19 protein-coding genes are annotated in these 22,329 nt (G+C 68.0%); 9 read left to right on the forward strand and 10 right to left on the reverse strand.

What is annotated here, in order from left to right; genetic code table 11:
• Positions 1-39: 39 nt before the first annotated feature.
• Positions 40-2,154: an ATP-dependent DNA helicase UvrD2 gene (locus tag H276_RS0110600; protein WP_036460925.1), complete on the reverse strand. Its 2,115-nt coding sequence runs from the start codon at positions 2,152-2,154 to the stop codon at positions 40-42.
• 580 nt (positions 2,155-2,734) lie between these two features.
• Here H276_RS0110600 and H276_RS0110605 point away from each other — a divergent pair.
• Positions 2,735-2,983, forward strand: coding sequence for a mycoredoxin (locus H276_RS0110605; RefSeq protein WP_019971285.1), 249 nt, complete (start codon positions 2,735-2,737; stop codon positions 2,981-2,983).
• 81 nt (positions 2,984-3,064) lie between these two features.
• On the opposite strand, the gene nudC is transcribed toward H276_RS0110605, so the two are convergent.
• Both nudC and H276_RS0110615 read right to left on the reverse strand, forming a co-directional pair.
• Positions 3,065-3,991 (reverse strand): NAD(+) diphosphatase, encoded by a 927-nt coding sequence (nudC, locus tag H276_RS0110610; RefSeq protein WP_019971286.1) that lies wholly within the window; start codon positions 3,989-3,991, stop codon positions 3,065-3,067.
• A gap of 31 nt (positions 3,992-4,022) precedes the next feature.
• Positions 4,023-5,117, reverse strand: coding sequence for a TrkA family potassium uptake protein (locus H276_RS0110615; protein WP_019971287.1), 1,095 nt, complete (start codon positions 5,115-5,117; stop codon positions 4,023-4,025).
• A 53-nt stretch (positions 5,118-5,170) separates the two neighbouring features.
• Between H276_RS0110615 and H276_RS0110620 the strand changes: the two genes are divergently transcribed.
• The 3 genes from H276_RS0110620 (at position 5,171) to H276_RS24630 (ending at position 6,553) form a co-directional block, all read left to right on the forward strand.
• Positions 5,171-5,560, forward strand: coding sequence for a membrane protein (locus H276_RS0110620; RefSeq protein WP_026356823.1), 390 nt, complete (start codon positions 5,171-5,173; stop codon positions 5,558-5,560).
• A gap of 72 nt (positions 5,561-5,632) precedes the next feature.
• The gene (locus H276_RS0110625; protein WP_026356824.1) at positions 5,633-6,346 is read left to right on the forward strand and encodes a VIT family protein; all 714 of its coding nucleotides are present in this window, start codon (positions 5,633-5,635) and stop codon (positions 6,344-6,346) included.
• 51 nt (positions 6,347-6,397) lie between these two features.
• Positions 6,398-6,553, forward strand: a complete 156-nt coding sequence (locus tag H276_RS24630) for a hypothetical protein (RefSeq protein ID WP_019971290.1) — start codon at positions 6,398-6,400, stop codon at positions 6,551-6,553.
• On the opposite strand, the gene H276_RS0110635 is transcribed toward H276_RS24630, so the two are convergent.
• Entirely contained in the window at positions 6,550-9,927 is a 3,378-nt protein-coding gene (locus H276_RS0110635) for a UvrD-helicase domain-containing protein (protein WP_019971291.1), read from the reverse strand. The two genes, H276_RS24630 and H276_RS0110635, sit on opposite strands and share 4 nt — an antisense overlap.
• A complete protein-coding gene (locus H276_RS0110640; protein ID WP_019971292.1) occupies positions 9,873-13,034 on the reverse strand; it encodes an ATP-dependent DNA helicase in 3,162 nt (1,053 codons plus the stop codon). The genes H276_RS0110635 and H276_RS0110640 overlap by 55 nt, the downstream gene beginning before the upstream one ends.
• A 161-nt stretch (positions 13,035-13,195) precedes the next feature.
• On the opposite strand from H276_RS0110640, the gene H276_RS0110645 reads away from it, so the two are divergent.
• Together H276_RS0110645 and H276_RS0110650 are read left to right on the forward strand one after the other, a co-directional pair.
• Positions 13,196-13,954 (forward strand): alpha/beta fold hydrolase, encoded by a 759-nt coding sequence (locus H276_RS0110645; RefSeq protein ID WP_019971293.1) that lies wholly within the window; start codon positions 13,196-13,198, stop codon positions 13,952-13,954.
• A gap of 2 nt (positions 13,955-13,956) precedes the next feature.
• Complete coding sequence (locus H276_RS0110650; RefSeq protein WP_019971294.1) at positions 13,957-14,253, forward strand: MGMT family protein; 297 nt, start codon at positions 13,957-13,959, stop codon at positions 14,251-14,253.
• Positions 14,254-14,329: 76 nt separating this feature from the next.
• On the opposite strand, the gene H276_RS0110655 is transcribed toward H276_RS0110650, so the two are convergent.
• The 3 genes from H276_RS0110655 to H276_RS0110665 all read right to left on the reverse strand — a co-directional run bounded on the left by H276_RS0110655 (position 14,330) and on the right by H276_RS0110665 (position 17,567).
• On the reverse strand, positions 14,330-15,184 hold the full coding sequence (locus tag H276_RS0110655; RefSeq protein WP_026356827.1) for a TIGR02569 family protein: 855 nt from the start codon (positions 15,182-15,184) through the stop codon (positions 14,330-14,332).
• Positions 15,185-15,220: 36 nt separating this feature from the next.
• Positions 15,221-16,414, reverse strand: a complete 1,194-nt coding sequence (moeZ, locus tag H276_RS0110660; RefSeq protein ID WP_019971296.1) for an adenylyltransferase/sulfurtransferase MoeZ — start codon at positions 16,412-16,414, stop codon at positions 15,221-15,223.
• Positions 16,415-16,535: 121 nt separating this feature from the next.
• Positions 16,536-17,567, reverse strand: coding sequence for a DUF3152 domain-containing protein (locus H276_RS0110665; RefSeq protein WP_019971297.1), 1,032 nt, complete (start codon positions 17,565-17,567; stop codon positions 16,536-16,538).
• 184 nt (positions 17,568-17,751) lie between these two features.
• Between H276_RS0110665 and H276_RS0110670 the strand changes: the two genes are divergently transcribed.
• Positions 17,752-18,402 carry a TetR/AcrR family transcriptional regulator gene (locus H276_RS0110670; RefSeq protein WP_026356828.1) on the forward strand — a complete coding sequence of 217 codons (651 nt, stop codon included), beginning with the start codon at positions 17,752-17,754 and terminating at the stop codon, positions 18,400-18,402.
• Positions 18,403-18,439: 37 nt separating this feature from the next.
• On the opposite strand, the gene H276_RS0110675 is transcribed toward H276_RS0110670, so the two are convergent.
• Positions 18,440-18,685: a DUF3107 domain-containing protein gene (locus H276_RS0110675; protein ID WP_019971299.1), complete on the reverse strand. Its 246-nt coding sequence runs from the start codon at positions 18,683-18,685 to the stop codon at positions 18,440-18,442.
• Between the two features lie 262 nt (positions 18,686-18,947).
• On the opposite strand from H276_RS0110675, the gene H276_RS0110680 reads away from it, so the two are divergent.
• The gene (locus tag H276_RS0110680; protein WP_019971300.1) at positions 18,948-19,793 is read left to right on the forward strand and encodes an MmpS family transport accessory protein; all 846 of its coding nucleotides are present in this window, start codon (positions 18,948-18,950) and stop codon (positions 19,791-19,793) included.
• A 5-nt stretch (positions 19,794-19,798) separates the two neighbouring features.
• Here the strand turns inward: H276_RS0110680 and H276_RS0110685 are convergent, their stop codons facing one another.
• Positions 19,799-20,497 carry a ferritin-like fold-containing protein gene (locus tag H276_RS0110685; protein ID WP_019971301.1) on the reverse strand — a complete coding sequence of 233 codons (699 nt, stop codon included), beginning with the start codon at positions 20,495-20,497 and terminating at the stop codon, positions 19,799-19,801.
• A 296-nt stretch (positions 20,498-20,793) separates the two neighbouring features.
• On the opposite strand from H276_RS0110685, the gene H276_RS0110690 reads away from it, so the two are divergent.
• Positions 20,794-22,320: a DEAD/DEAH box helicase gene (locus H276_RS0110690; RefSeq protein ID WP_019971302.1), complete on the forward strand. Its 1,527-nt coding sequence runs from the start codon at positions 20,794-20,796 to the stop codon at positions 22,318-22,320.
• Positions 22,321-22,329: the final 9 nt, after the last annotated feature.

Below are 22,329 nucleotides of genomic sequence, written 5' to 3' on the forward strand. Positions count from 1 at the left end.
ATGACAACCTATTTTCTACCTGCGGTTTTGGCGTGATCTTCACGATTTCTGACGGCCTTTCACCAATGCCAGCACATCGGCGCCGTATTGCTCGAGCTTGCGGGCACCGATGCCGGGGATGGACACCAGAGCAGCGTCATCGGTGGGCTGCGACTCGGCGATGGCGATCAGCGTGTTGTCGGTGAACACGACGTAGGCCGGGACCTTCATCTCCTTGGAGACGCGCAGTCGCCAGTCTTTGAGCTCGGCCAGCAACTCCTCGTCCAGGTTGGCCGGACATGTTTCGCAGCGCCGCAACATGATCGCCGGTGACGTAGTCAGGGTGGCGTTGCATACCCGGCAGCGCGGAGTGGCGCCGCGTTGGCGACGGTTGCGGTCGGGGGCGGCCGCTCTGGTGCTCGAGAGTTGAGGTGCGATGCCGTTGAGAAAGCGCGACGGTCGTCGCCCCTGCCGCCCGCCCGGCGTACGGGCCAGCGCCCAACTCAACGCCAGGTGCACCCGTGCCCGGGTCACCCCGACGTAGAGCAGCCGGCGTTCTTCCTCGACCGGCTCACTGTCCGGGCCGTGGGTCAGGGCATGCGAGATCGGTAGCGTGCCATCCGCCAAACCGACCAGGAACACCGCATCCCATTCCAGCCCCTTGGCCGCATGCAGGGACGCCAGCGTCACGCCCTGCACAACCGGTGGGTGCCGGGCGTCGGCGCGTTGACGCAGTTCGGCGACCAAGGCTCGCATATCCAGGTCGGGACGCAGTGCGACCTCCTCATCGACGAGTTCGGCCAGTGCGCCGAGCGCTTCCCAGCGCTCGCGGGCCCGGGTACCTGCGGGAGGCTCGGCGGTCAGCCCGAGTGGCTCGAGCAGCTCCCGCACCGAAGCGGCCAGATCATCGGTCTCGGCGCCGCGTTCGGCGCTGCGCTGCAACGCCACCAGGGCCTGGCGGATCTCCTGACGGCTGAAGAAGCCCTCGCCACCACGCACCTGGAAGGCGATCCCAGCCTCGGTCAGCGCCTCCTCGTACACCTCGGATTGAGCATTGATCCGGTACAGCACCGCGATTTCGGCTGGCGCCGTTCCCGATTCGATCAGCTTCTTGATCGAGCGGGCCACCGCAGCGGCCTCGGCGACCTCGTCGGGGTGCTCGGAGAAGGTCGGCGCCGGGCCGGGATCGCGTTGCCCCACCAGATGCAACTTGCTGCCCGCCATACGGCCCCGCGCGGCGGCGATCACCCGGTTGGCCAGCGAGACCACCTGCGGCGTGGACCGGTAGTCACGCTCCAGGCGCACCACCGCGGCGTCGGGAAATCGCCGCGAGAAGTCGAGTAGATACCGCGGCGTGGCGCCGGTGAACGAGTAGATGGTCTGGTTGGCATCACCGACGACGGTGAGGTCGTCACGATCCCCGAGCCAGGCGTCGAGCACCCGCTGCTGCAGCGGGGTGACGTCCTGATATTCGTCGACGACGAAGCAGCGGTAGCGGTCGCGGAACTCCTGCGCCACCGCGGCGTCGTTCTCGATCGCCGCGGCCGTGTGCAGCAGCAGATCGTCGAAATCCAGCAGCGTGGTGTCATCGCGGCGGGCCTTGAGCGACTCGTACCCCGCGTAGACAGCAGACACCCTCGCCGCGTCGAACGGTATGTCACGGCCGACCTCGGCGACGGCCGCCGGATATCCCTCCGGTGTGATCAAAGATGCTTTGGCCCATTCGATTTCGCCGGCGAGGTCCCGCACGTCGTCAGTACTGGTCTGCATACCCGACCGGCTGGCGGCCTGAGCGACGACGGAGAACTTGCTGTCGAGCAACTCCCAGCCGGTGGTGCCGACCAGGCGCGGCCAGAAGTACTGCAGTTGCCTGCGGGCCGCCGCGTGGAACGTCACTGCCTGGACGGCGCCGGTGGGCACCCCGGACTCCTGTCCGAGTGCTCGCAACCGGCCCCGCATCTCCCCCGCCGCACGAGCGGTGAAGGTCACCGCGAGCACCTGGCTGGCCGCGACATGCCCGGTGGCGACGAGGTGCGCGATCCGGCGGGTGATGGTGCGAGTCTTGCCCGTGCCCGCGCCCGCGAGCACACACACCGGGCCGCGCGCGGCGAGCACAGCCTCGCGCTGTTCATCGTCGAGATCGTCCAGGGTTGCGACGGGGGCCTGCGACGACATGGGGTCCATGATGGCAGCCGCCGGCGACATGATCAGGCATCCGGTGTCGGGACACCGCATGTCGGGCCGGTGACCAGCGGAGATCAGTTATACATAAGTGGCAGTCGCGGTCGCGTGGACAGCGCCCGCACCCGGCTGTTCTCGGCCATTCGGGAAAGTAGATCCACTGCCACAGCGGCGGCAGTGCGGAGCCTGCGGCGAACCGGTCGTCGAGGTCGAGCGTGGCAGCCAGGTCCGTCGCGCGCTGCGGGCTCAACGAATCCGATGATTCGATCGGCTCGGGCGACCAATCGGCGATGTGGCGCGCCAGCGTGTCTGAGGTCTCAAAAGCCATGTCAACTCCTCGAATCGCAGTGGCGGCGCACTCGGTCAATGCGTCGTCCCAGTACTGCACCGAGCCGCACTCCGAATACCATGCCAGCGCGCATCACCGTCGTGACACCCCCGCACACGAACACGCCACGGGGACAAGGAATCCAGGTATTCCGAGATCCAGTCATGCTCGGCTCCGTCCCAACACGCTTTAGCAACCGACCGCTGAGCAGGAAGCCACCGGCGGTTCGGCTACGTTGTGTGAACTATGACTGCTACGTCCTCCGACCTGACCATGTACACGACCAGTTGGTGCGGTTACTGCCGGCGCCTGAAGACAGCGCTGCGGGCCGAAGGCATCGGCTGGACCGAAATCGACATCGAGGCCGACCCCGCCGCCGCGGAGTTCGTGGGTTCGGTCAACGGAGGCAACCATGTGGTGCCGACGGTGAAGTTCGCCGACGGATCGACGCTGACCAATCCGAGCATCAAGCAGGTCAAAGCCAGACTGAGCTAGTCGCCGCTTCTCGCGAACAGGCGCTGCGGTCCGCGACACGCGGCTTTTCCGGTACTGCCGTGTCTGTTCGCGGTGAGAACGTCAGTCGAGCGCGGCCCAGGATTCGATGATCTCGCGCGCGATGGAGATCGAGCCCGGCAGCAGCAGCCGCGAGGACGAATCGACCGAACTCCAGTCGCCGTACTCGAGGGCATGACGGATCTCGGCCCGGGTGAACCAACCGGCTTCGACGATCTCGCCGTCGGTGAAGGCGAACGGCTGCTCGGGGTCACCGACGGCGTGGAAACCGACCATCAGCGACCGCGGAAACGGCCACGGCTGGCTGCCCAGATACTGCACATCGCTGACGGTCAGCCCGATCTCCTCGGCGATCTCGCGCACCACGCAGGTCTCGAAGGATTCCCCGGCCTCGACGAATCCCGCGAGGATCGAGAACAGCCGTTCGGGCCAGACCGCCTGCCGAGCCAGCACCGCGCGATCGTGGCCGTCGTGCACCAGGCAGATGACCGCAGGATCGATGCGGGGATATTCCTCGTGACCGTCGGCGGCATTGACCCGGGCCCAGCCGGCCTTGACCGATTTGGTCACCGCGCCGTCGATCGCGCTGAACCCCGCGCGGTCGTGCCAGTTCAGCAACGCCGTCGCAGTGGCCACCAGTTGCGCGCTGGTGTCATCGAACACCGAGCCGGCCCGGCGCAGATCCAATACCTCGGTTTCGGCGTCGGGGTCCTCGGGTGCCTCCAGTGCACCACGCACCGCCCAGACATGTCTGCCGTCGTAGAGGCGGCCCAGAAACACGGCATGCTCCGGAGGCTTGTCGGCAATCGCCGAGGCCTTGCCCAACACCACCTTGCCTTGCGCGATCAGCACCTGGTTTCGGTGGTCGACACGCAGCAGCAACGCGTCGGCCCAGCCGGCGATCGCTGCATCGATGTCGGTGCGCACGGTGTCGGCGCGGTCGGCCCCGATCCGGGACAGCAGTGGGACGTTGCGCAGGCGGAAGTCCATCAACTTCCCCCGTCGCTGCGCTCGCCCCGGGTCATCGCTCGGCGTCTGCGCTGCGGATGTAGAGCAGCCGGTCGCCGGACTCCAATGCATCCACCTCGGGATCGTCCACCCGCACCAGGCGGCCGCCGCGCACCACGCCGAGCACGATGTCGTGCAGATGCCGCGGCGAGCCGCCCTCCTCCTTCAGTTCGACCTCCCGCTCGGCGATCGCGAAGCCCGCATCGGGTGTCAGCAGGTCCTCGACCATCTCCACCACACTCGGGGTCTGGGTGGCGATGCCCAGTAGCCGGCCCGCGGTCTCCGCGGACACCACGGTCGAATCCGCGCCGGACTGCCGCAACAGATGCTGGTTCTCGGCTTCCCGCGCGGCCGCAATGATCTTGGCGTTGGGAGCCAGCTCCCTGGCGGTCAGGGTCACCAGCACCGCGCTGGCATCGTTATCGGTCGCGACGACAATCGATTTGGCGTGCTGTGCGCTGGCCAGCCGGAGGATGTCGGACTTGGTGGCGTCACCGTGCACAGTGACCAGGCCGGCACTCTTCGCGCGTTCCAGCGCTGTGGCGTTCTCGTCGACGACGACGATGTCGGCCGGGGCCACCTCGTCACCCACCATGGCAGCCACGGCCGTGCGGCCCTTGGTGCCGTATCCGATGACGACGGTGTGGTTACGCACTCTGTTCCTCCATCGCTGGATCTTCAGCGCCTGCCGAGACTGGGTGGTCAGGGTTTCCACGGTGGTACCGATGAGGACGATCAGGAAGGCCACCCGCAGCGGCGTGATGATCAGAACGTTGACCAGACGCGCTGATTCCGTATAGGGCGTGATGTCGCCGTAGCCCGTTGTTGACAGCGACACGGTCGCGTAATACAGGCAATCCAGGAACGACAGCGGATGGTCCGGATCCGGCACGCTGTCGTTGTCGCGGTACCCGTAGCGGTCCATGTAGACGATCAGCACCGCCGCGAACAGTGCAGCCAACGCGTAGAACACTCGCATGGCGATTCTGCGCGCCGGGCTGACGAACGGCTCCGGTATGCGGAGCACGTCGGTGAGCGCGGCGTCAGGCCGCGAGGTGAGGTTCTCGTCGATCGCGGCGAGTCGGCGCCGCAGCCTGCCCTTAGCCACGGGTATCGGTCATGCGGGGATCCATCCGAGCGGTCGCACGCCACAATGTAACCATGACCACCGCCGCGCCTCAGCGAACCGTCGCCGCCCGCACCGCCCGGCGGCTCGCCGTCATGCTGCTCGGCATGGGCACATTGCATTTCCTCGCCCCCAAACCGTTCGACACGATCATCCCGGCAGAGCTGCCCGGCACTGCCCGCTTCTACACCTATGCCTCCGGCGTCGGCGAATTGGCCACCGGCGTATTGCTGGCGGCTCCGCGCACCCGGCGGCTCGGCGCACTGGCCGCAGCGGCGCTGTTCATCGCGGTGTTCCCGGGCAACGTCAACATGGTGCGGCTGTGGTGGGGCAAGCCGTGGCCGATGCGCATCATCGCGATCGCCCGCCTGCCGCTGCAGATCCCGTTGGTGACCACGGCGCTCAAGGTGTACCGCAGCTCCTAAGCGCACTGCCAGCTGGTTTGGCAAGGCTATCGTTGCTGGCAGCACGTGGTTTCGATGTATATCGTCGCAGCCGTGCCGAGCCCCACACACCCGGCCGAACCGCACGCCGGATCGGTCTCGTCGAAGCTGAACTGGCTACGCGCCGGCGTGCTCGGCGCCAACGACGGGATCGTCTCCACTGCGGGCATCGTCGTCGGCGTGGCAGCTGCCACCGCGGACCGTGGCCCCATCCTGACCGCCGGTGTCGCCGGCCTGGCGGCGGGTGCGGTGTCGATGGCGTTGGGTGAATACGTCTCGGTGAGCACGCAACGGGACACCGAACGCGCGCTGCTGAGCAAAGAACGCCGCGAGTTACGAACCGACCCCGCAGCAGAATTGGACGAACTCGCCGAACTCTATGAAGCCAAGGGGTTGTCGCCGGTCACTGCGCGCACCGTGGCCGAGGAACTCACCGACCATGACGCCTTCGCCGCACACGCCGAGGTCGAACTGGGTATCGATCCGAACGAACTGACCAACCCGTGGCAGGCCGCGTCGTCGTCGGCGCTGTCGTTCACCGTCGGTGCGCTGTTGCCGTTGGTCGCGGTCCTGTTGCCACCGGCGACGTGGCGGGTCCCGGTCACCGTTGTCGCGGTATTACTGGCCCTGATGCTCACCGGGACGGTGTCGGCCGGTATGGGCGGCGCGCCCAAGGGCCGTGCGGTGCTGCGAAACGTGATCGGTGGTGGCCTGGCGCTGGCGATCACCTATGCGATCGGCCGTTTGGTCGGCGCCGCGATCACCTGAGCTCGATGCCTCCCGTCAGCCAAGGAATCCGATGACAGCTATCAAGACACCATGATCTATTTCTCGGTGGCATTGCTGGTCGTCGCGCTGGTGGCGGTGCTCGTCGGGGTTGCCTCGATGGTGCAGATCTATCGCATCGGGGACGCCGGAGCCCAGTCGGTGTGGAGTAAAGAGATCGCGCATCTGACCTCGGCCAACGAGGGCTAGGTCTGCTGCGCTGCCGGCGATTCCGCCAGTAACGCAGCCAATTCTTCTGCATCGGGCAGGGTTTCGGGCCTGACCGTCTGACCGGACCGCACGTAGTGGAAGGCCGCACGTACCGATTCCGGCGGGCACCCGCGCAACGCGGCCCAGGCCAGTCGGTAGACCGCGAGCTGTATCGCGGCTTGCTCCTCGGCTTCCGGAGTGTCCGGCGGCTCACCGGTCTTCCAATCCACAACGGTTGCGGTGCCGTCGGCGTCGGCGAACACCGCGTCGATGCGGCCCCGGACCAGGGTCTTACCGAGCACCATGTCGAAGGGCACCTCCACCTCGATCGGTGTGCGGGCGGCCCACGGCGACATCACGAACGCGTCCTGCAATACCGCGAGTTCTTCGGCGCAGCCGCGGCCGACCTCGCTGTCGACCGCACCGGGCAGATCATCGAGATCGAACAAGCGCTCGGCATGGAAGAACCGTTGGACCCATTCGTGGAAGACAGTGCCCAGCAAGGCATGCGGGTCCGGACGCTGCGGTAGCCGGCGGTGCAGCCGTTGCAACGCCGCCTGCGGATCCCGGCTGAGTTCGACGAGCGTGCTGACCGACACCTGGCCGGGCAGTTCCGCCGGAACCGTATGCGGTGCCGGGACCCGTTCGGCCAGTAGCGCGTCTACGTCGGCGCCCCAGCCGTCGGTGTCTGTTCCCTCGCCGAGGTCCCCTGCCATCGCCCGAGCAATGAGCTCCGCTCCGCGGCGTACATCGCCGTCAGGACCAGGATTCGCCGGCCATATCGCTTCGACTGCCTTGTCCCGCAACGGATTCTGCTCACCGGCGACTGGCTCGGGCGCCCACTGCTCGATGTCGCCGCAGGGTGTGCCGTCAGCTCCGGCGTCCTCCAGAATGCTCTTGATCTCGCACAGGAATTCCGACGGACCCCGCGGCTTGCTCTCGGTGGCACCCCAGTGGTGTCCGGACAGCAGCAAGGTGTCCTCGGCGCGGGTGACGGCCACGTAGAGCAACCGGCGCTCCTCGTCGACACGGCGCTGCTCGAGCTTACTCTTGTGGTCGGCGATCTTGTCCGACAGCACCTTTCGATCATTGACATCCGAGGTGTCGAGCACCGGGACCCCGATCTCGGACACTGTGGCGCGGTCGCCGCGCAGCAGCGGCGGCAAGTCCGCGGCGTCAGTGAGCCAGGTGCGCGCCGACGCCGTCGACGGGAATATCCGCGCACTCAGGTGCGGCACCGCCACCACCTGCCATTCCAGACCCTTGGCGGCGTGCACGGTCAGGATCTGCACCCGATCGTGCGAGACCGCCAATTCAGCTGGCGCAAGCCCGTTTTCGACCACCGTCGCGGCGTCGAGGTAGGCGAGCAACCCCTCGACCACGGCGCCGGGGCGCCCAACGTACTCAGCGCCGGGGCGCCCAACTCGCTCGGCGCCGGGGCGCCCAACTCGCTCAGCGCCCGAGCGGCCGGCGTAATCGGCCACCAGATCGCAGAACGTGTCGAGATGCTCGGTGCCGGTCCAGCCTGCGGTCACGGGCCGCGCTGCCCGCGCCTCTGCGTCCAGCCCTGCCACCCGCCGGACCTCGGCGACCAGTTCGGGCAGCGGGTGGTTCAGATGTGCCCGCAGCATCGTCAGCTCCCGGCCCAGCGCCACGATCCGCTGGTAGCCCGCGGCCGAATAGTTCTCGGCCGCACCGGGATCGCAGATCGCGTCGGCCAGGCACGCGGCGTCGGCGTCGGGAGCGGCCGCCGCGACGATGTCGGCCGGACCGGGCTCGCCGTGCGGGCGGTCGTCCAGCTCGACCGCTCGGCGCCACAACGCCGTGAGGTCGCCGGCGCCGAACCGCCACCGCGGCCCGGTGAGGATGCGCATGACCGCAGGCCCAGCGGTGGGGTCGGCGACCAGCCGCAGCATCGCCACCAGATCGGCCACCTCGGGCACCCCCAGCAGCCCAGCCACTCCGACCACCTCGACCGGAACCCCGCGGGCCTCGAGCGCTTCGGCCATCGGGGCAGCATCAGCGTTGCGCCGCACCAGAACCGCCGCCGTCGGCGCCGAAGCACCGTCTTCGCGGGCCCCGTGGTACCTGCCCGCGACCTGGTCTGCCACCCAATCCCGTTCCGCCGCAACATCAGTCAACAGTGCACAGCGTATGGTGCCCGGATCGGCACCGGGGCGGGGCAGCAATTCCCGCACCGATACCGAACGGCGCCGCGCCTCGGCCGAGATGGCATTGGCTACGTGCAGGGTGCTGGGCGGATTGCGCCAGCTGGTCCGCAACTCCAGGGTCGGTGCCGGCGTGCCGTCTGCCAGCGGGAAATCGGTGGTGAACCGGGGCAGGTTGGTGGCCGAAGCGCCCCGCCAGCCGTAGATCGACTGGATCGGATCACCGACGGCCGTCAGCGCCAGCCCGTCGTCGGCACCGCGACCGAACAACGCCGACAACGCGACGCGCTGGGAATGCCCGGTGTCCTGGTACTCGTCGAGCAGCACGACGCGGAAGCGTTGCCGCAACTGCGCACCAACCTGCGGGAAACCAGCCGCCAGCCGGGCTGCGGCGGCCATCTGCATGCCGAAATCCATCACCTTGTCGGTGCGCAGCCGTTGATGCAGCGCATCGATCAGCGGTACCAGCTCGGTGCGTTCGGTCTGGGTGGCCAGCATGCGTAGCAGCCACTGACTCGGTCCGCGGTCACGCTGATATGGCCCGGCCGGAAGAGTGTGGACCAACCGCTCGAGTTCGGTGTGGGTGTCGCGCAGCTGATCGGTGTCGACGAGGTGCTCGGCCAGCGCCCCGGAAAGACGCAGCACCATCGCAGTGACCGCGGCCGGGGTCTTGTCGGTGTCGAGCCGGGCCGGGTGCGCGCACACCACATCAAACGCCAACTGCCACAGTTCGGTTTCGCTGAGTAGCCGGGTATCCGGTTCGACGGGCAGCAACAGGCCGTACTCGCGCAGCAGAGTGCCGGCGAATGCATGGTAGGTGCTGACGGTGGCCGCTTCGTCGGTGCCGACGGACAGCGCCAGACCCGCCCCGGCCAGCCGCGCCAGCCGGGTGCGGACCCGGCGCAGCAACTGCCCGGCGGCCTTGCGGGTGAAGGTCAGCCCGAGCACCTGTGACGGTGTGGCATAGCCGTTGGCCACCAGCCACACCACCCGAGCGGCCATGGTCTCGGTCTTCCCTGCGCCCGCGCCGGCGATCACCACGAGCGGACCGGGTGGTGCGGCGATCACCGCGGCCTGCTCGTCGGTCGGCGAGAAAAGACCCAGCGCAGAGGACAGTTCGGCCGGGCTGTAGCGGGCCGTCTCGGCCGGTGTCATGACCGCGGCGCCTGTGCCGGGCAGGCCGACCGCACCGGGCAGTTCGAGCATCCGTCGTTGACCCTGGCCAGGAACTGCGGTCCCGCGGTGGCGGCCGCCGCGTCCCCGACCGCTGCCAGCCAATCGGCACGGGTCTCGGACGTCATCGGATCCTGTTCGCGCACCGTGGCACCGGCTGCGCCGGCCTTGCCGAGGTACACCAGCCGACCTCCGCCGGGCTCGTCCTGGTCAGTGCCGACTCCGTCCGTCAGCAGGCCTGCGGCGACGGCCAACTGGTACATGGCCAGCTGAGCATGGTTTTGCGCGTTCTCCTTGGTCACCGGACTCTTGCCGGTCTTGAGATCGACGACCACCAACCGGCCGGCCTGGTCGCGCTCGAGGCGGTCCAGCCGGCCCCGTACCCGGACCCCGGGCGCTTGGTCCCCGGACTCGGGATCGGTGGGCTGGATGACTCCCTCGACGTCGATCTCTGTGCCCACCTCGGTGAGCTGGCACCTCGTGTCGGCCCGCCACCGGGTGAATGTCTCCAGCATCGCGCGGTGCCGTTCCAGCTCGTTGTCCGAATACCATTTCGCCTCGAAAGGTATTTGCTCCCAAACCTTTTCGAGCTCGTTGACGAGTTGACCCTCGGTGCGCCCCGACTCGGCAACCAGCGCGTGCACCAGTGACCCGACGGTGGACCGTACATCCCGGCCTGAGCTACCGCCATGGCGTTCCAACAGCCAGCGCAGCGGGCAGTCGGTGAGCATCTGCAGCGTTGAGGGTGACAACGTCACCGTCTGGTCGGCACCGGACCACAACGGCTCGTCGGTCGAGAGCGGGGTCATGGCGTACCAGTCCGCCGGATCAGCCCCGGGCACTCCAGCGTCGGCCAGCCGGGCCAACTGCGTTGCCGCACAGGCCCGGGAGTCCTCGTCGACCGCCCCTACGGGGGCACACACCACCGCGCGCAACCGCCCGACCAGGGCCGAGGGGGCCAGTACCCGGGGCGCTGCCAGTGGCGGCAGCACCGGCGCGTCGGTAGCCAGGGCGGTCAGCTCGGTGCAGAACGGCGACGGCAACAGCGAGCCGTCGCCGGCATCACTGTCCACCGCGGTCACCAGGAGCCGGGTTCGGGCACGGCCCATCGCTGCCATCAGCAGCCGACGTTCCTCGGCCAAAAGCGGCGCCCGGGTAGACACCGCGGCGTCGGCGGGCCCGGTCACGCCGTCGAGCACATCCACCAGATGCTGGGTTCCGAGCACACCGCCGCGGGGAATGGTGTTGGGCCACAATCCTTCCTGCAGACCGGCGATGACGACGAACTCCCATTCCCGGCCCAGCGAGGCATGGGCGCTCAGAACGGCGACGGCGTCGGGCTGTCGATGCGGGTCGGCGGGTGCAGCCGGCGCGCCGAGGGTCCTGACGTGATCGATGAGACCGCGCAGCGATGCGCCCGCCGTCCGGTTCACGTACTGATCGGCGGTGTCGAACAGCATCGTCACCGCGTCGAGGTCGCGATCGGCCTGCGCGCCAAGAGTTCCACCACGCTCGCTGGCCATCAGCCACCGTCTCTGCAGCCCGCAGGCATGCCAGACGTCCCAGAGGGTGTGGCGCGGATCCGCTCCGGCCGCCACGCTACGGCGAGCCGCAGTCAACACCGCACGCAGCCGCCGCAGCGGGCGCAGTTGCTCAACCGGCAGCCCCCGGGGTTCGGTGTTCACCGCGGCGACAACGAGGTCACCGAAGTCACGCGGTGGTACCGAGCCGTCAGCACGGCGCAGCGCGCGGCGCAACTGCCGCAGGCTGACCGGGTCGACGCGCCCGATCGGCCCGGTGAGCAGGGTGAGGGCGTTGTCACCGGTCAGATCTCCGGTGGCGGCGGCGTCAAGCACCGTAAGCAGCGCGGCGACTGCGGGCTGCTGGGCCACGGGTGGCACGTCTGCGGCAGCCTCGACCGGCACCCCTGCGCTGGTCAAGGCCCGGGCCAGCACCGTTCCGGCCCGTGGCACCGAGCGGACGATAACCGCCATCTCCGACCACGGCACCCCGTCGATCAGGTGGGCACGCCGCAACGCATCGGCGATCAGGGTCGACTCGGCATGCGTCGACGCGGCCAGCCGCAGGGTGACTGCCCCCTCGACCGCGGCGTTACCAACCAATTCGCGGGTCGGGCTGACGCCGGGAAGGCGTCGTCCGATACCGGCGATGGCCGCTGCGACCTCGGGGGCGCATCGGTGCGATTCGGTCAGCACGATGGTCGCGTCGTCGGCGCCGCCCAGATCGCGCAACAACACCGGATCAGCACCGCGGTAACCGAACACCGCCTGGTCGGGGTCACCGGCAATCACGGTAAGCCCGGCACCCGCCTCCAGTACGCGCACCAACAGAGCGGCCTGGGGGTCGAGGTGCTGGGCGTCGTCGACCAGCAGCAGGCTGATCCGGCCGCGTTCGGCGGCCAGCAGGTCGGCGTCGGTGCCGAGGGCCTCCAGCGCGGCACCGACCAGTTCGGCCGCGCCCAGCGCGGGCACGGTTGCCTGCGGAGCGGCCATGCCCACCGCCGAGCGCAGCAGCATGATCTGCTCATAGGCCTGCGCGAACTGCCCGGCGGCCAACCACTCGGGACGCCGCGCCGACCGGCCGAGCCGTTGCAACGCAAGCGGATCCACACCGCGCTCGGTGCAGCGGGCCATCAGGTCGCGGAGTTCACTGGCGAACCCTGCGGTGCTCAACGCCGGCCACAGCGGTTCGGGCCAGCGGACACCCGAGTTGAGCCCGTCCTCCAGGTTGCCGGACAGCAGTTCACGGATGATGCCGTCCTGTTCGGCGCTGGTGATCAGCCGCGGGGGCGGGTCGCCGTTGCGCTGAGCAGCCAACCGCAACACCGCGAAGGCATACGAGTGCACCGTGCGTACCAGCGGCTCACGGACCACGTGCTGCTCCCCCGCACGCAAGAGCCGCGCGGTGATCGCGGCCCGCGCGGCCGCCCGCAGGCGTGCCGAACCGGTCAGCAGCAGAACCGATTCTGGATCGGCGCCCGCGGCGATGTGCTCGGCGGCCGTGTTGACCAACAGCGAACTCTTGCCGGTCCCCGGCCCCCCGAGCAACCGCACCGCGCCCGTGCGTCCCGGGGCCAGCAGCTCGGTACCCGCCAGTGCCGGTTCGACATGTGCAGTCATGGAAGGCATGACACCAGAGGGGACCGACAAGTAGCGAAGCGGATTGGAGCGAACAACCCGACAAGTAACGGAGCGGATTGGAGCGAGGGGGCCTCAAGTAGCGAGGGGTCCCACAATCTGTCGGGCCGGGCCCTGGCAGCATCACCGGGGTGTCCCCCGATATGTTGCACGTCCTCCGGTACGGTCCGCAGGCCCCGGCCGAGCTGCTGTTGATCCACGGTGTGACCGGGCACGGTCAGCGCTGGCAGACCCTGGCCTCCCAGCTTCCCGGGGTGTCGATTCTGGCACCCGATCTGCTGGGACACGGCAGGTCGTCGTGGGCGGCGCCGTGGACCCTGGCGGCCAACGTCGATGCCTTGGCGACCCTGCTGGACGGTCCGACGCTGGTGGTCGGGCACTCGTTCGGCGGGGCGGTGGCCCTCACGCTGGCTGCCACCTACCCGCACCTGGTTTCGGGGTTGGTCTTGCTGGACCCCGCGGTGGGACTCGACGGTGAGTGGGTGCGGGAGATCGCCGAGAACATGATGGCGTCGCCGGACTATCCCGACGTAGCCCAAGCTCGAGTGGAGAAGATGAAGGGCTCCTGGGGTGAGGTCGACGCCGCCGAACTGGACCGCGAGCTCAGCGAGCACCTGATCGCGTTGCCCAACGGCCGATACGGGTGGCGGGTCTGCATGCCCGCGATGATGGCGTACTGGAGTGAGCTGGCTCGCCCAGTTGCCTTACCGCGCATCGGAACACCGACCACACTGGTGCGGGCCACGAAAACCAGCCCGCCGTATGCCACGGATGGGCTGATCGACGCGTTGACCGAGCGGCTCGGACCCGATTTCACGCTGCTGGACTGGGATTGCAATCACATGGTGGCTCATGCCCGGCCCGCCGAGACCGCGGCGTTGATCCGGGAACGGCTCGGATAACCATGGCGGCGGTGACCGAGGAGCAGGTGGAGACGGTCCGCGCGCTGGTCGCCGCCATTCCCGCGGGCAGGGTGTCGACGTATGGCGACATCGCCGATGCCGCAGGGCTTTCCAGCCCCCGGATTGTCGGCTGGATCATGCGCACCGACTCGTCGGACCTGCCATGGCACCGCGTGATCCGTGCCTCGGGCCGCCCCGCACCTCATCTGAGCACCCGGCAGCTGGAGCTGCTGCGCACCGAAGGCGTGCTTTCCGTCGACGGCCGGGTAGCGCTGCGCGAGTGCCGCTACGAGTTCTGAGCGCGAGCAGTCACGCGGGTACCGCAATCGCGGCGTGTTGGGGTACCGCCGCGTCTGCTCGCGCGTTAAACGTGGGTTAGAGGATCAGCCGGACCAGCGACGCGGTGCGGGCCAGTCCGGGGAAGGCCGCCGCGGTGGACCGCGGATGCAAGGCGTGTACCGCCAGCCGGAACATCAACGCCCGCAACAACATCTGCGGCCACTCCGGTAACGCGTCCCAGCGCTCGATGAGCCCGTCATCAGCGTCGCCCCAGGACAACGCGTCGACCACAACGACTCCGGCTGCCCACGACGCAGGGCGCCAGTACGGGGTGATGTCGGTGATGCCGGGCGCTGCGGCTCCCGCGAAAAGCACTGTGCCGTAGAGGTCGCCGTGCACCAGCTGGTTCGCGCTCTTGGTCGGCTTGCGGAGCGTGGCGAGCTGGTTGATCAGCTCGACCGAACGCTGACCGTCCGTCGAACCCGGCGCGAGCCTGGCTCCGGACGGAAGCGAATGCAGCGGCCGGTCCTCCCATGCCGCGCGGTCGGCAGCGATGAACACGTCGACATCCGCCCACGGCGCGACCGGAGGCTGGGTCAGGAACCGGGGCCGCTCCAGGGTTCCGGTGGCCTCGTGCAACCGGACCGCCGCCGAGACCACCTCGTCGTGGCGCGGTTCCGGGGTCCCGGCGACGAATGTGTCGGCGCGCCAGCCGGCCACGACGTAGCGCCCGTCGGTGGAACGCACCGGACGGGCCAGCCGCACCCCGTCGACGAACAACGTCTCCCGGACCTTGGCCGACCACGCCGCACGGGCGTGGTCGGGGACCACCGACAGTACGACTTCGCCGCAGCGCCAGCCGCCCTCCCAACTCGAACCAAGTGGGACCGGATGCACCCCGGACAGCCCGAAGGCCGCCAGCACATGTTCCGGCGGCCGTTCTACACTCACAACCTCAGCCTAAGGTGTAGACCCGCAAACCGGCGGTCAGTACATGACCATGTCGGGATCGACCTGTCGGCCCCAGGCCACGATGCCGCCCTGCAGATGTACCGCGTCGGAGAATCCGGCCTGCTGCACGATAGCCAGCACTTCGGCCGAGCGCACACCGGTCTTGCAGTACAACACCGGTGTGCGATCCAGCTGCAGCTTGGCGAGCGCATCGCCCGATTCGAACGTCGGTTTCGGGATGAGTTCGGCACCCTGAATATGATTGATCTCCCACTCCACCGGCTCACGGACGTCGATGAGCGCCAACGGCTTCCCTGAGTCCAGCAGCTCCTGCAGCTCCCGCGGGGTGATGGTGGAGCCCTTCGTGGCTTCGGTCGCCTCGTCCGAGACGGCGCCGCAGAACTCCTCGTAGTCGATGAGCTCGGTGATCTTCGGAGTCGTCGGGTCCTTGCGGATCCGGATGGTGCGATAGGTCATGTCGAGCGCGTCGTAGACCATCAGCCGGCCCAGCAGCGGCTCCCCGATACCGGTGATCAGCTTGACGGCCTCGGTACCCATGACCGATGCGATGGATGCGCACAGGATGCCCAACACGCCCCCCTCGGCACACGACGGGACCATTCCCGGTGGTGGCGGCTCGGGGTACAGATCGCGGTAGTTCAGGCCCTGCTTCTCGCCGTCGGGACCGTCGGGTGCGTCTTCCCAGAACACCGACACCTGGCCCTCGAACCGGTAGATCGAACCCCACACGTACGGCTTGCCCGCCAACGCCGCGGCGTCGTTGACCAGGTATCGGGTGGCGAAGTTGTCGGTACCGTCGAGGATCAGGTCGTATTGGCTGAACAGCTCGACGGCGTTGTCGGCTTCCAGCCGGAACTCGTGCAGGTTGACGGTGACCAGCGGGTTGATCGCCAGGACCGACTCCTTGGCACTGAGCGCCTTGGACTTCCCGATGTCAGCCTGGCCGTGGATGATCTGGCGCTGCAGATTGGACTCGTCGACGACGTCGAACTCGACGATGCCGATGGTTCCCACCCCGGCGGCAGCCAGGTAGAGCAGGGCCGGCGAGCCGAGCCCGCCCGCACCGATCACCAGCACCTTGGCGTTCTTGAGCCGCTTCTGCCCGATCACGCCCACGTCGGGGATGATCAGGTGGCGGCTGTAACGCGTCACCTCTTCGCGGGTGAGCTCGGCGGCCGGTTCGACCAGCGGCGGTAACGACACACCCATATTCACGGACACCGAATGTCTCCTCAAGTCATGGATCGTACGTAGGGACAACGGTAATCCGGCGGTCATGCTTCCCGCGCCGCGGTAGGCGTCAATCGGCGACTGGACCCGAGACGGGTAGCTAGGCGATGGGATATGGCCAGGGATTGAAGCGGCAGGTCTTCCCGTCCGGTTTGACGGTCTGCGGGTCGAACTTCGCATCGTCGTTGTTTGCGGTGGAGAAAGTCTGCTGCATCATGACCGGCGCCAGGCCGCCGTCGTCGCGGCACGGCTCGTGCCGCTGGTAACCGATGGCGTGGCCGACCTCGTGGTTGATCACATACTGCCGGTATGACCCGATATCGCCCTGGAACGGCACCGCGCCGCGCACCCAGCGGGCTTCGTTGATGAAGACCCGGGCCTGGTCGTCATAAGACGGGTTGTAGCACGACGCTTCCAGCTGGATGTCGTAGCCGCAACCCTCCCGCACTGTGATCGGCGAGGTCAGGGACACGCGGAAGTCAGGCTCGACGCCGCTGGTGGCGTCGACGCGGGTGAACCCGAACATCCCGTCGTGGGTCCAGCTCTTGGGGTTGGCCAGCGTTTCACTGACCATCCGCGCGAAGCCGTCGTCGCCCCCGAACGATGTGGTGTCCACACCGTCCTCCACCTCGACGGTGTAGGTGAACGACTTGGTGGTGCCCTCACCGACCTTCTCGGTGGTGCCGGGGACGATGTGCCAGGTCTTGGCGCCGGCCTCGGTGAACTGTCCGCCCGCGGGCAGGATGCCGGTGGGCAGGCTGGCGTCGAACTGGGTCAGCCCTTTGGGCGGCGCGCCGATGATGGCGGTGGCAGCGTGGTCGATGGTGGGAGATCCCTGGACGGGCCCGTCGTCAGCGTGCCCGGTGCGCGCGGAGGTACCGGTCATCGTCTGGTACAGCACCACCACGGTCAGCACGATGAGGACCGGCAGCGCGTAGGCACGCCAGCCGTAGGTGGACACAAAGCGGCCGAGCCAAGTCTGCTTGCGCCACTTGCCCCGCTCATCGCGATTGACCCGGGGCCGACCCGAATCGGCCGCAAGTGGATCCCGTTGGGCCCGCAACGGCTCCCGCCATTCGTCGCGCAGTGCCGGGACGCGGCTGCCCGCGCGGGGCCCCGGGTCGTAGGTCACCGATCCAGAATGGCACAGCCCGCTGTGAATACCATTCTCGTGCGTCGGGTCCGTGACCCCGCCGCAGCCAATTCGCAACTGTCGGACGTTTCGCAACCAGCGCCGCAACGGTAGTACTGTCGTGCGATGAGCAGCCTGGTTGACCATGACCAGGCGCGCCGGAGGAATCCAGATTGAGGACTACATGAGCGATCTTGCGAACACCGAGAGGAGAGCCGACAAGCCGGCGACCGGTCGACGCGGCAATCGACTGCCCCGCAACGAACGACGCGGCCAACTCTTGGCGGCCGCCAGCGAGGTGTTCGTGGACCGGGGTTACCACGCCGCGGGTATGGACGAGATCGCCGACCGTGCCGGTGTCAGCAAACCGGTTCTGTACCAACACTTCTCGTCGAAGCTTGAGCTGTATCTCGCGGTATTGCAGCAGCACGTCGAGAATCTGGTGTCCGGCGTTCGCCAAGCCCTGCGCACCACCACGGACAACAGGCAGCGGCTGCGCGCCGCCGTGGAGGCATTCTTCGACTTCATCGAGCACGACGGCCAGGGTTACCGGCTGATCTTCGAGAACGACTACGTCAGCGAGCCGCAGGTGGCCGCGCAGGTGAAGGTCGCGACCGAAGCCTGCACGGACGCGGTGTTCGACTTGATCAGTCGCGATTCCGGCCTGGAGGCGCATCGCGCCCGGATGATCGCGGTCGGCTTGGTCGCGATCAGTGTCGACTCGGCGCGTTACTGGCTCAACAACGAACGGCCGATCGACAAGGACTGCGCGGTGGAGGGCACGGTGCAGTTCGCCTGGGGCGGACTGTCACACGTGCCACTCACCCGCGGCTGAACGGGCCTTCTCCAGGCCGACTCAGCTCTGGGCCGACTCAGCTCTGGGCCGACTCAGCCCCGACACCGAAGCCGACGCGGCGCACATCGGCAGCGCCGATCTCCACGTAGGCGATCTTGCTGTTCTGCACCAGGAACCGCCGGCCCTTCTCGTCGGTCAGCGCCAGCACACCCGAGTCCTGGCTGAGCGCGTCGGTGACCTGTTTCTCCACCTCACTGGGCGTCTGCGCGCTGTTGAAACTCAGCTCTCGCGGACTGTCCGTGACGCCGATCTTGACCTCCACGCTGGACCCCTTCTCTGTCTCTACTGTCCGTGTCCCTCAGCAGGCTAGTGGACAGTGCAGGCGCGAGACCGCCAGCGTCGGCCATTGAGAGTTCGCCGTGCGCGAAGCGCTCGATACCTGCCGCCGCGCCGAGCGCGGCGAGACCTTCGGCGACCGAACCGAGTCCGGACCGTAACCAACACGCTGGTCACCAAACCACACCCGCCACATCTGCCTCGATAGCATCAGCAGCGATATTGGACGAGACGACTGGGATAGCCTCATGACCAGGCCTTATTCGCCGTATGGCACGACTTCGACCGACCGTTTCGGTGAGCATTCGACTCGGCCCGGACCGTACGACCCGGACGACAACTTCCGGAGCCGTTACCGCTCGAGCGATGACGGTGGATACCGCACCGGCTACGGGGGTGCCGACTACGACGACTACGACGACTACGACGCCTATGTGGGCGACGGCACCGATGAGGACATCGACGACGACATCTACGAGTACTACGACCCCGCCGACCGGCGATGGATGTGGGTCGCCGCCGTCGCGGGCGTGATCCTGCTCGTTGCGGTCATCTGCACGGTGATCATCCTGGGCGGCGGCGACAGCGGGTCGGTGTCGGCGACCGTGACCTCTTCAGCGGAACCCACGACGAGCCAGCCCACGACCACTCCGGCGCAGGACGCCACATCGAAGCCTGCGCCGTCGCCGACGCTGGCACCGCCTGCACCCGGCATGTCACCCGAGACGGTGACCACCTTGACTCCCGCCCCCCAGGCCACCGCGGAACCGACACCCGAACCTGCACCGCCTGTCGAGGCGGCCCCACCGGCGGCCGTCGCCAACCCGCGCACCATCACCTACACCGTCACGGGCACCCGACAGCTGATCGACCTGGTGACCATCGTGTACACCGATCAGCGGGGGGCTCTGCAGACCGACATCAACGTCGCCCTGCCATGGACCAAGACCGTGACGCTCGACCCCGGTGTCGAGCTGAAGTCGGTGACCGCGACCAGCGTGGCAGGTCAGCTCAACTGCGCGATCACCGATGCCAACGGCACCGCGCTGGTCCAGCAGGCCAACAACACGATGATCGCGACCTGCACACAGTAGGGCGGTCAGGCCAGGCCCAGCTCCTGCATCCGGGAGTGATGAGTGTGCTGCAGCCCGTTGAAGAACTCGGCGAGCTGGGTCAGGCCGCCCCCGCTGGACATCACCAGATCGACCAACTCGTCGTGATCAGCCAGTACGAATTGCGCCTGGGTGACAGCCTCGCCGAGCAGGCGGCGTGCCCACAGCGTCAGCCGGTGGCGCTGCCGGACGCTGGCGGTCACCGCCTCCCGCACCTCGGCCACGACGAACTGCGAATGCCCGGTCTCTGAGAGCACCGACCGCACCACCGAGGCGACCTCGTCCGGTAGCGAGTCGGCGATCTCCAGGTAGAAGTCGGCGGCGAGCGCGTCGCCGATGTAGGTCTTCACCAAAGCTTCCAGCCACGTGCTCGGCGTGGTCATGCGGTGGTAGTTCTCCAGCGCCGAGGCGTACTTCGTCATCGCCGCGACGACATCCACTCCCCTGCGCTCCAACGCATCTCGCAAAATCTCGTAGTGCCCCATCTCGGCGGCGGCCATGCTGGCCATGTTGATCCGGCCCCGCAGATTGGGCGCCATCCGCGCCTCCTCGGTGAGCCGGTAGAACGCGGCGACCTCCCCGTAGGCCAGCACCGCGAACAGTTCGTCGACCCCGGGGTGATCGGCCGACACGCCAGGGGCGACCGGTTCGACGATCTGTTCTGCGGCGGGCTGCGGCGTTGTCATGGGGCCAACTTTAGACGCCGCACGACGGGCCGATTTGCCGGCAAATCGGCCCTGCCACCGCGACCAGCTACAATGGCTCCTGGTAACAGGATCTGCAGCGGCTTCGAGCCCGCTTGCGAGCCGCCCAGGCCGCTACCGAAGAAATGTGCGTGCACGCAGTTGGCCCGCCCGTAGCGCTGGGCCACGCGGATCGGCACCGCCGCCTGTACTGGGCGAACCGGCCGTGTCATTGTCGAAACTCGTGCGCGCGTGGACGCCCCATGAGGTTTGACAGTGAAAGGCTACCTCCACCAACCATGACGCATCTCAACAAAACATTTGCCGAACTCGGCGTGCGCGACGAAATTGTGCGCGCACTGGCCGAGAACGGTATCGAGCACCCCTTTGCCATCCAAGAACTCACCCTGCCTCTGGCACTCGCCGGCAGTGATCTGATCGGCCAGGCTCGCACCGGTATGGGCAAGACCTTCGCCTTCGGTGTGCCCCTGCTGCACCGGGTGGTCGGCGACGAGACCCGCCCGCTGACCGGAGCGCCGCGCGCGCTGGTCGTGGTGCCCACCCGCGAGCTGTGCCTACAGGTCTACGACGACCTGGCCGCCGCAGCAAAGTACTTGACGGCGGATGCCGGAACGTCCTCGCAGCGCCCGTTCACCGTGACCTCCATCTACGGCGGACGTCCTTACGAACCGCAGATCGAGGCGCTGCGCAACGGTGTCGACGTGGTCGTCGGCACGCCGGGCCGGCTGCTCGACCTGGCCCAGCAGGGCCACCTGCAGCTCGGCGGCCTTTCGGTACTGGTCCTCGACGAGGCCGACGAGATGCTCGACCTGGGCTTCCTGCCCGACATCGAGCGCATCCTGCGGCTGACCCCGGATGACCGGCAGTCCATGCTGTTCTCGGCGACCATGCCCGATCCGATCATCACGCTGGCCCGCACGTTCATGAACCAGCCCACCCACATCCGGGCCGAGGCGCCGCATTCCGCGGCAACCCATGACACCACCGAGCAGTTCGCCTACCGGGCCCACGCCCTGGACAAGTCAGAGCTGGTCAGCCGGATCCTGCAGGCCGACGGCCGCGGCGCCACGATGATCTTCACCCGCACCAAGCGCACTGCACAGAAGGTCTCCGACGAACTCGCCGAGCGCGGGTTCAAGGTCGATGCCGTACACGGCGACCTGGGCCAGGGCGCTCGGGAGAAGGCCTTGAAGTCCTTCCGCACCGGAGCCGTCGACGTGCTGGTCGCCACCGACGTGGCGGCGCGCGGCATCGACATCGACGACGTCACGCACGTCATCAACTACCAGTGCCCCGAAGATGAGCAGGCCTACGTGCACCGCATCGGCCGCACGGGCCGTGCCGGCAAGACCGGCGTCGCGATCACGCTGGTGGACTGGGACGAGCTGGCCCGCTGGGAAATGATCGACAAGGCGCTGAACTTGGGCTGCCCCGATCCGGCCGAGACCTACTCCAGCTCACCGCACATCTACGAGGAGCTGAGCATCCCCGCCGATGCCACCGGCACGGTCGGCACCCCGCGTCGTTCGACAGACAAGCGCGCCGACAAGGCTGACAAGTCGGAGAAGCGGATCTCCTCGGCCGACTCGAACTCGGAGCGGCCGAGCAAGACCCGGACGCGGCGGCGAACCCGCGCCGGCAAGCCGACGACCGGGCATCCGGAGGCGTCCTCGGCTCCGGAGACCGGTGTCGAGGAGCCGGCCGACGCACCGGTTGCCGAATCCGAGAACGGCGAAGCTCCGGCTGCCGGACGGCGCCGCCGTCGGCGGCGTCCCCGCAAGACCGAAGCCGCCAGTGCCAGCTAGCTGACCGCG

The organism is Mycobacterium sp. 141 (assembly GCF_000382405.1).
Lineage (GTDB): Bacteria > Actinomycetota > Actinomycetes > Mycobacteriales > Mycobacteriaceae > Mycobacterium.

Coding starts and splice junctions, on each gene's coding strand:
- moeZ (WP_019971296.1), bottom strand. CDS start 16,414: ATGGGTGTGTCGTTACCGCCGCTGGTCGAACCGGCCGCCGAGCTCACC.
- nudC (WP_019971286.1), bottom strand. CDS start 3,991: ATGGACTTCCGCCTGCGCAACGTCCCACTGCTGTCCCGGATCGGGGCC.
- H276_RS0110690 (WP_019971302.1), top strand. CDS start 20,794: ATGACGCATCTCAACAAAACATTTGCCGAACTCGGCGTGCGCGACGAA.
- H276_RS0110680 (WP_019971300.1), top strand. CDS start 18,948: ATGACCAGGCCTTATTCGCCGTATGGCACGACTTCGACCGACCGTTTC.
- H276_RS0110605 (WP_019971285.1), top strand. CDS start 2,735: ATGACTGCTACGTCCTCCGACCTGACCATGTACACGACCAGTTGGTGC.
- H276_RS0110635 (WP_019971291.1), bottom strand. CDS start 9,927: ATGCTCGAACTGCCCGGTGCGGTCGGCCTGCCCGGCACAGGCGCCGCG.
- H276_RS0110685 (WP_019971301.1), bottom strand. CDS start 20,497: ATGACAACGCCGCAGCCCGCCGCAGAACAGATCGTCGAACCGGTCGCC.
- H276_RS0110670 (WP_026356828.1), top strand. CDS start 17,752: ATGAGCGATCTTGCGAACACCGAGAGGAGAGCCGACAAGCCGGCGACC.
- H276_RS0110620 (WP_026356823.1), top strand. CDS start 5,171: ATGACCACCGCCGCGCCTCAGCGAACCGTCGCCGCCCGCACCGCCCGG.
- H276_RS0110600 (WP_036460925.1), bottom strand. CDS start 2,154: ATGTCGTCGCAGGCCCCCGTCGCAACCCTGGACGATCTCGACGATGAA.
- H276_RS24630 (WP_019971290.1), top strand. CDS start 6,398: ATGATCTATTTCTCGGTGGCATTGCTGGTCGTCGCGCTGGTGGCGGTG.
- H276_RS0110650 (WP_019971294.1), top strand. CDS start 13,957: ATGGCGGCGGTGACCGAGGAGCAGGTGGAGACGGTCCGCGCGCTGGTC.
- H276_RS0110645 (WP_019971293.1), top strand. CDS start 13,196: ATGTTGCACGTCCTCCGGTACGGTCCGCAGGCCCCGGCCGAGCTGCTG.
- H276_RS0110640 (WP_019971292.1), bottom strand. CDS start 13,034: ATGACTGCACATGTCGAACCGGCACTGGCGGGTACCGAGCTGCTGGCC.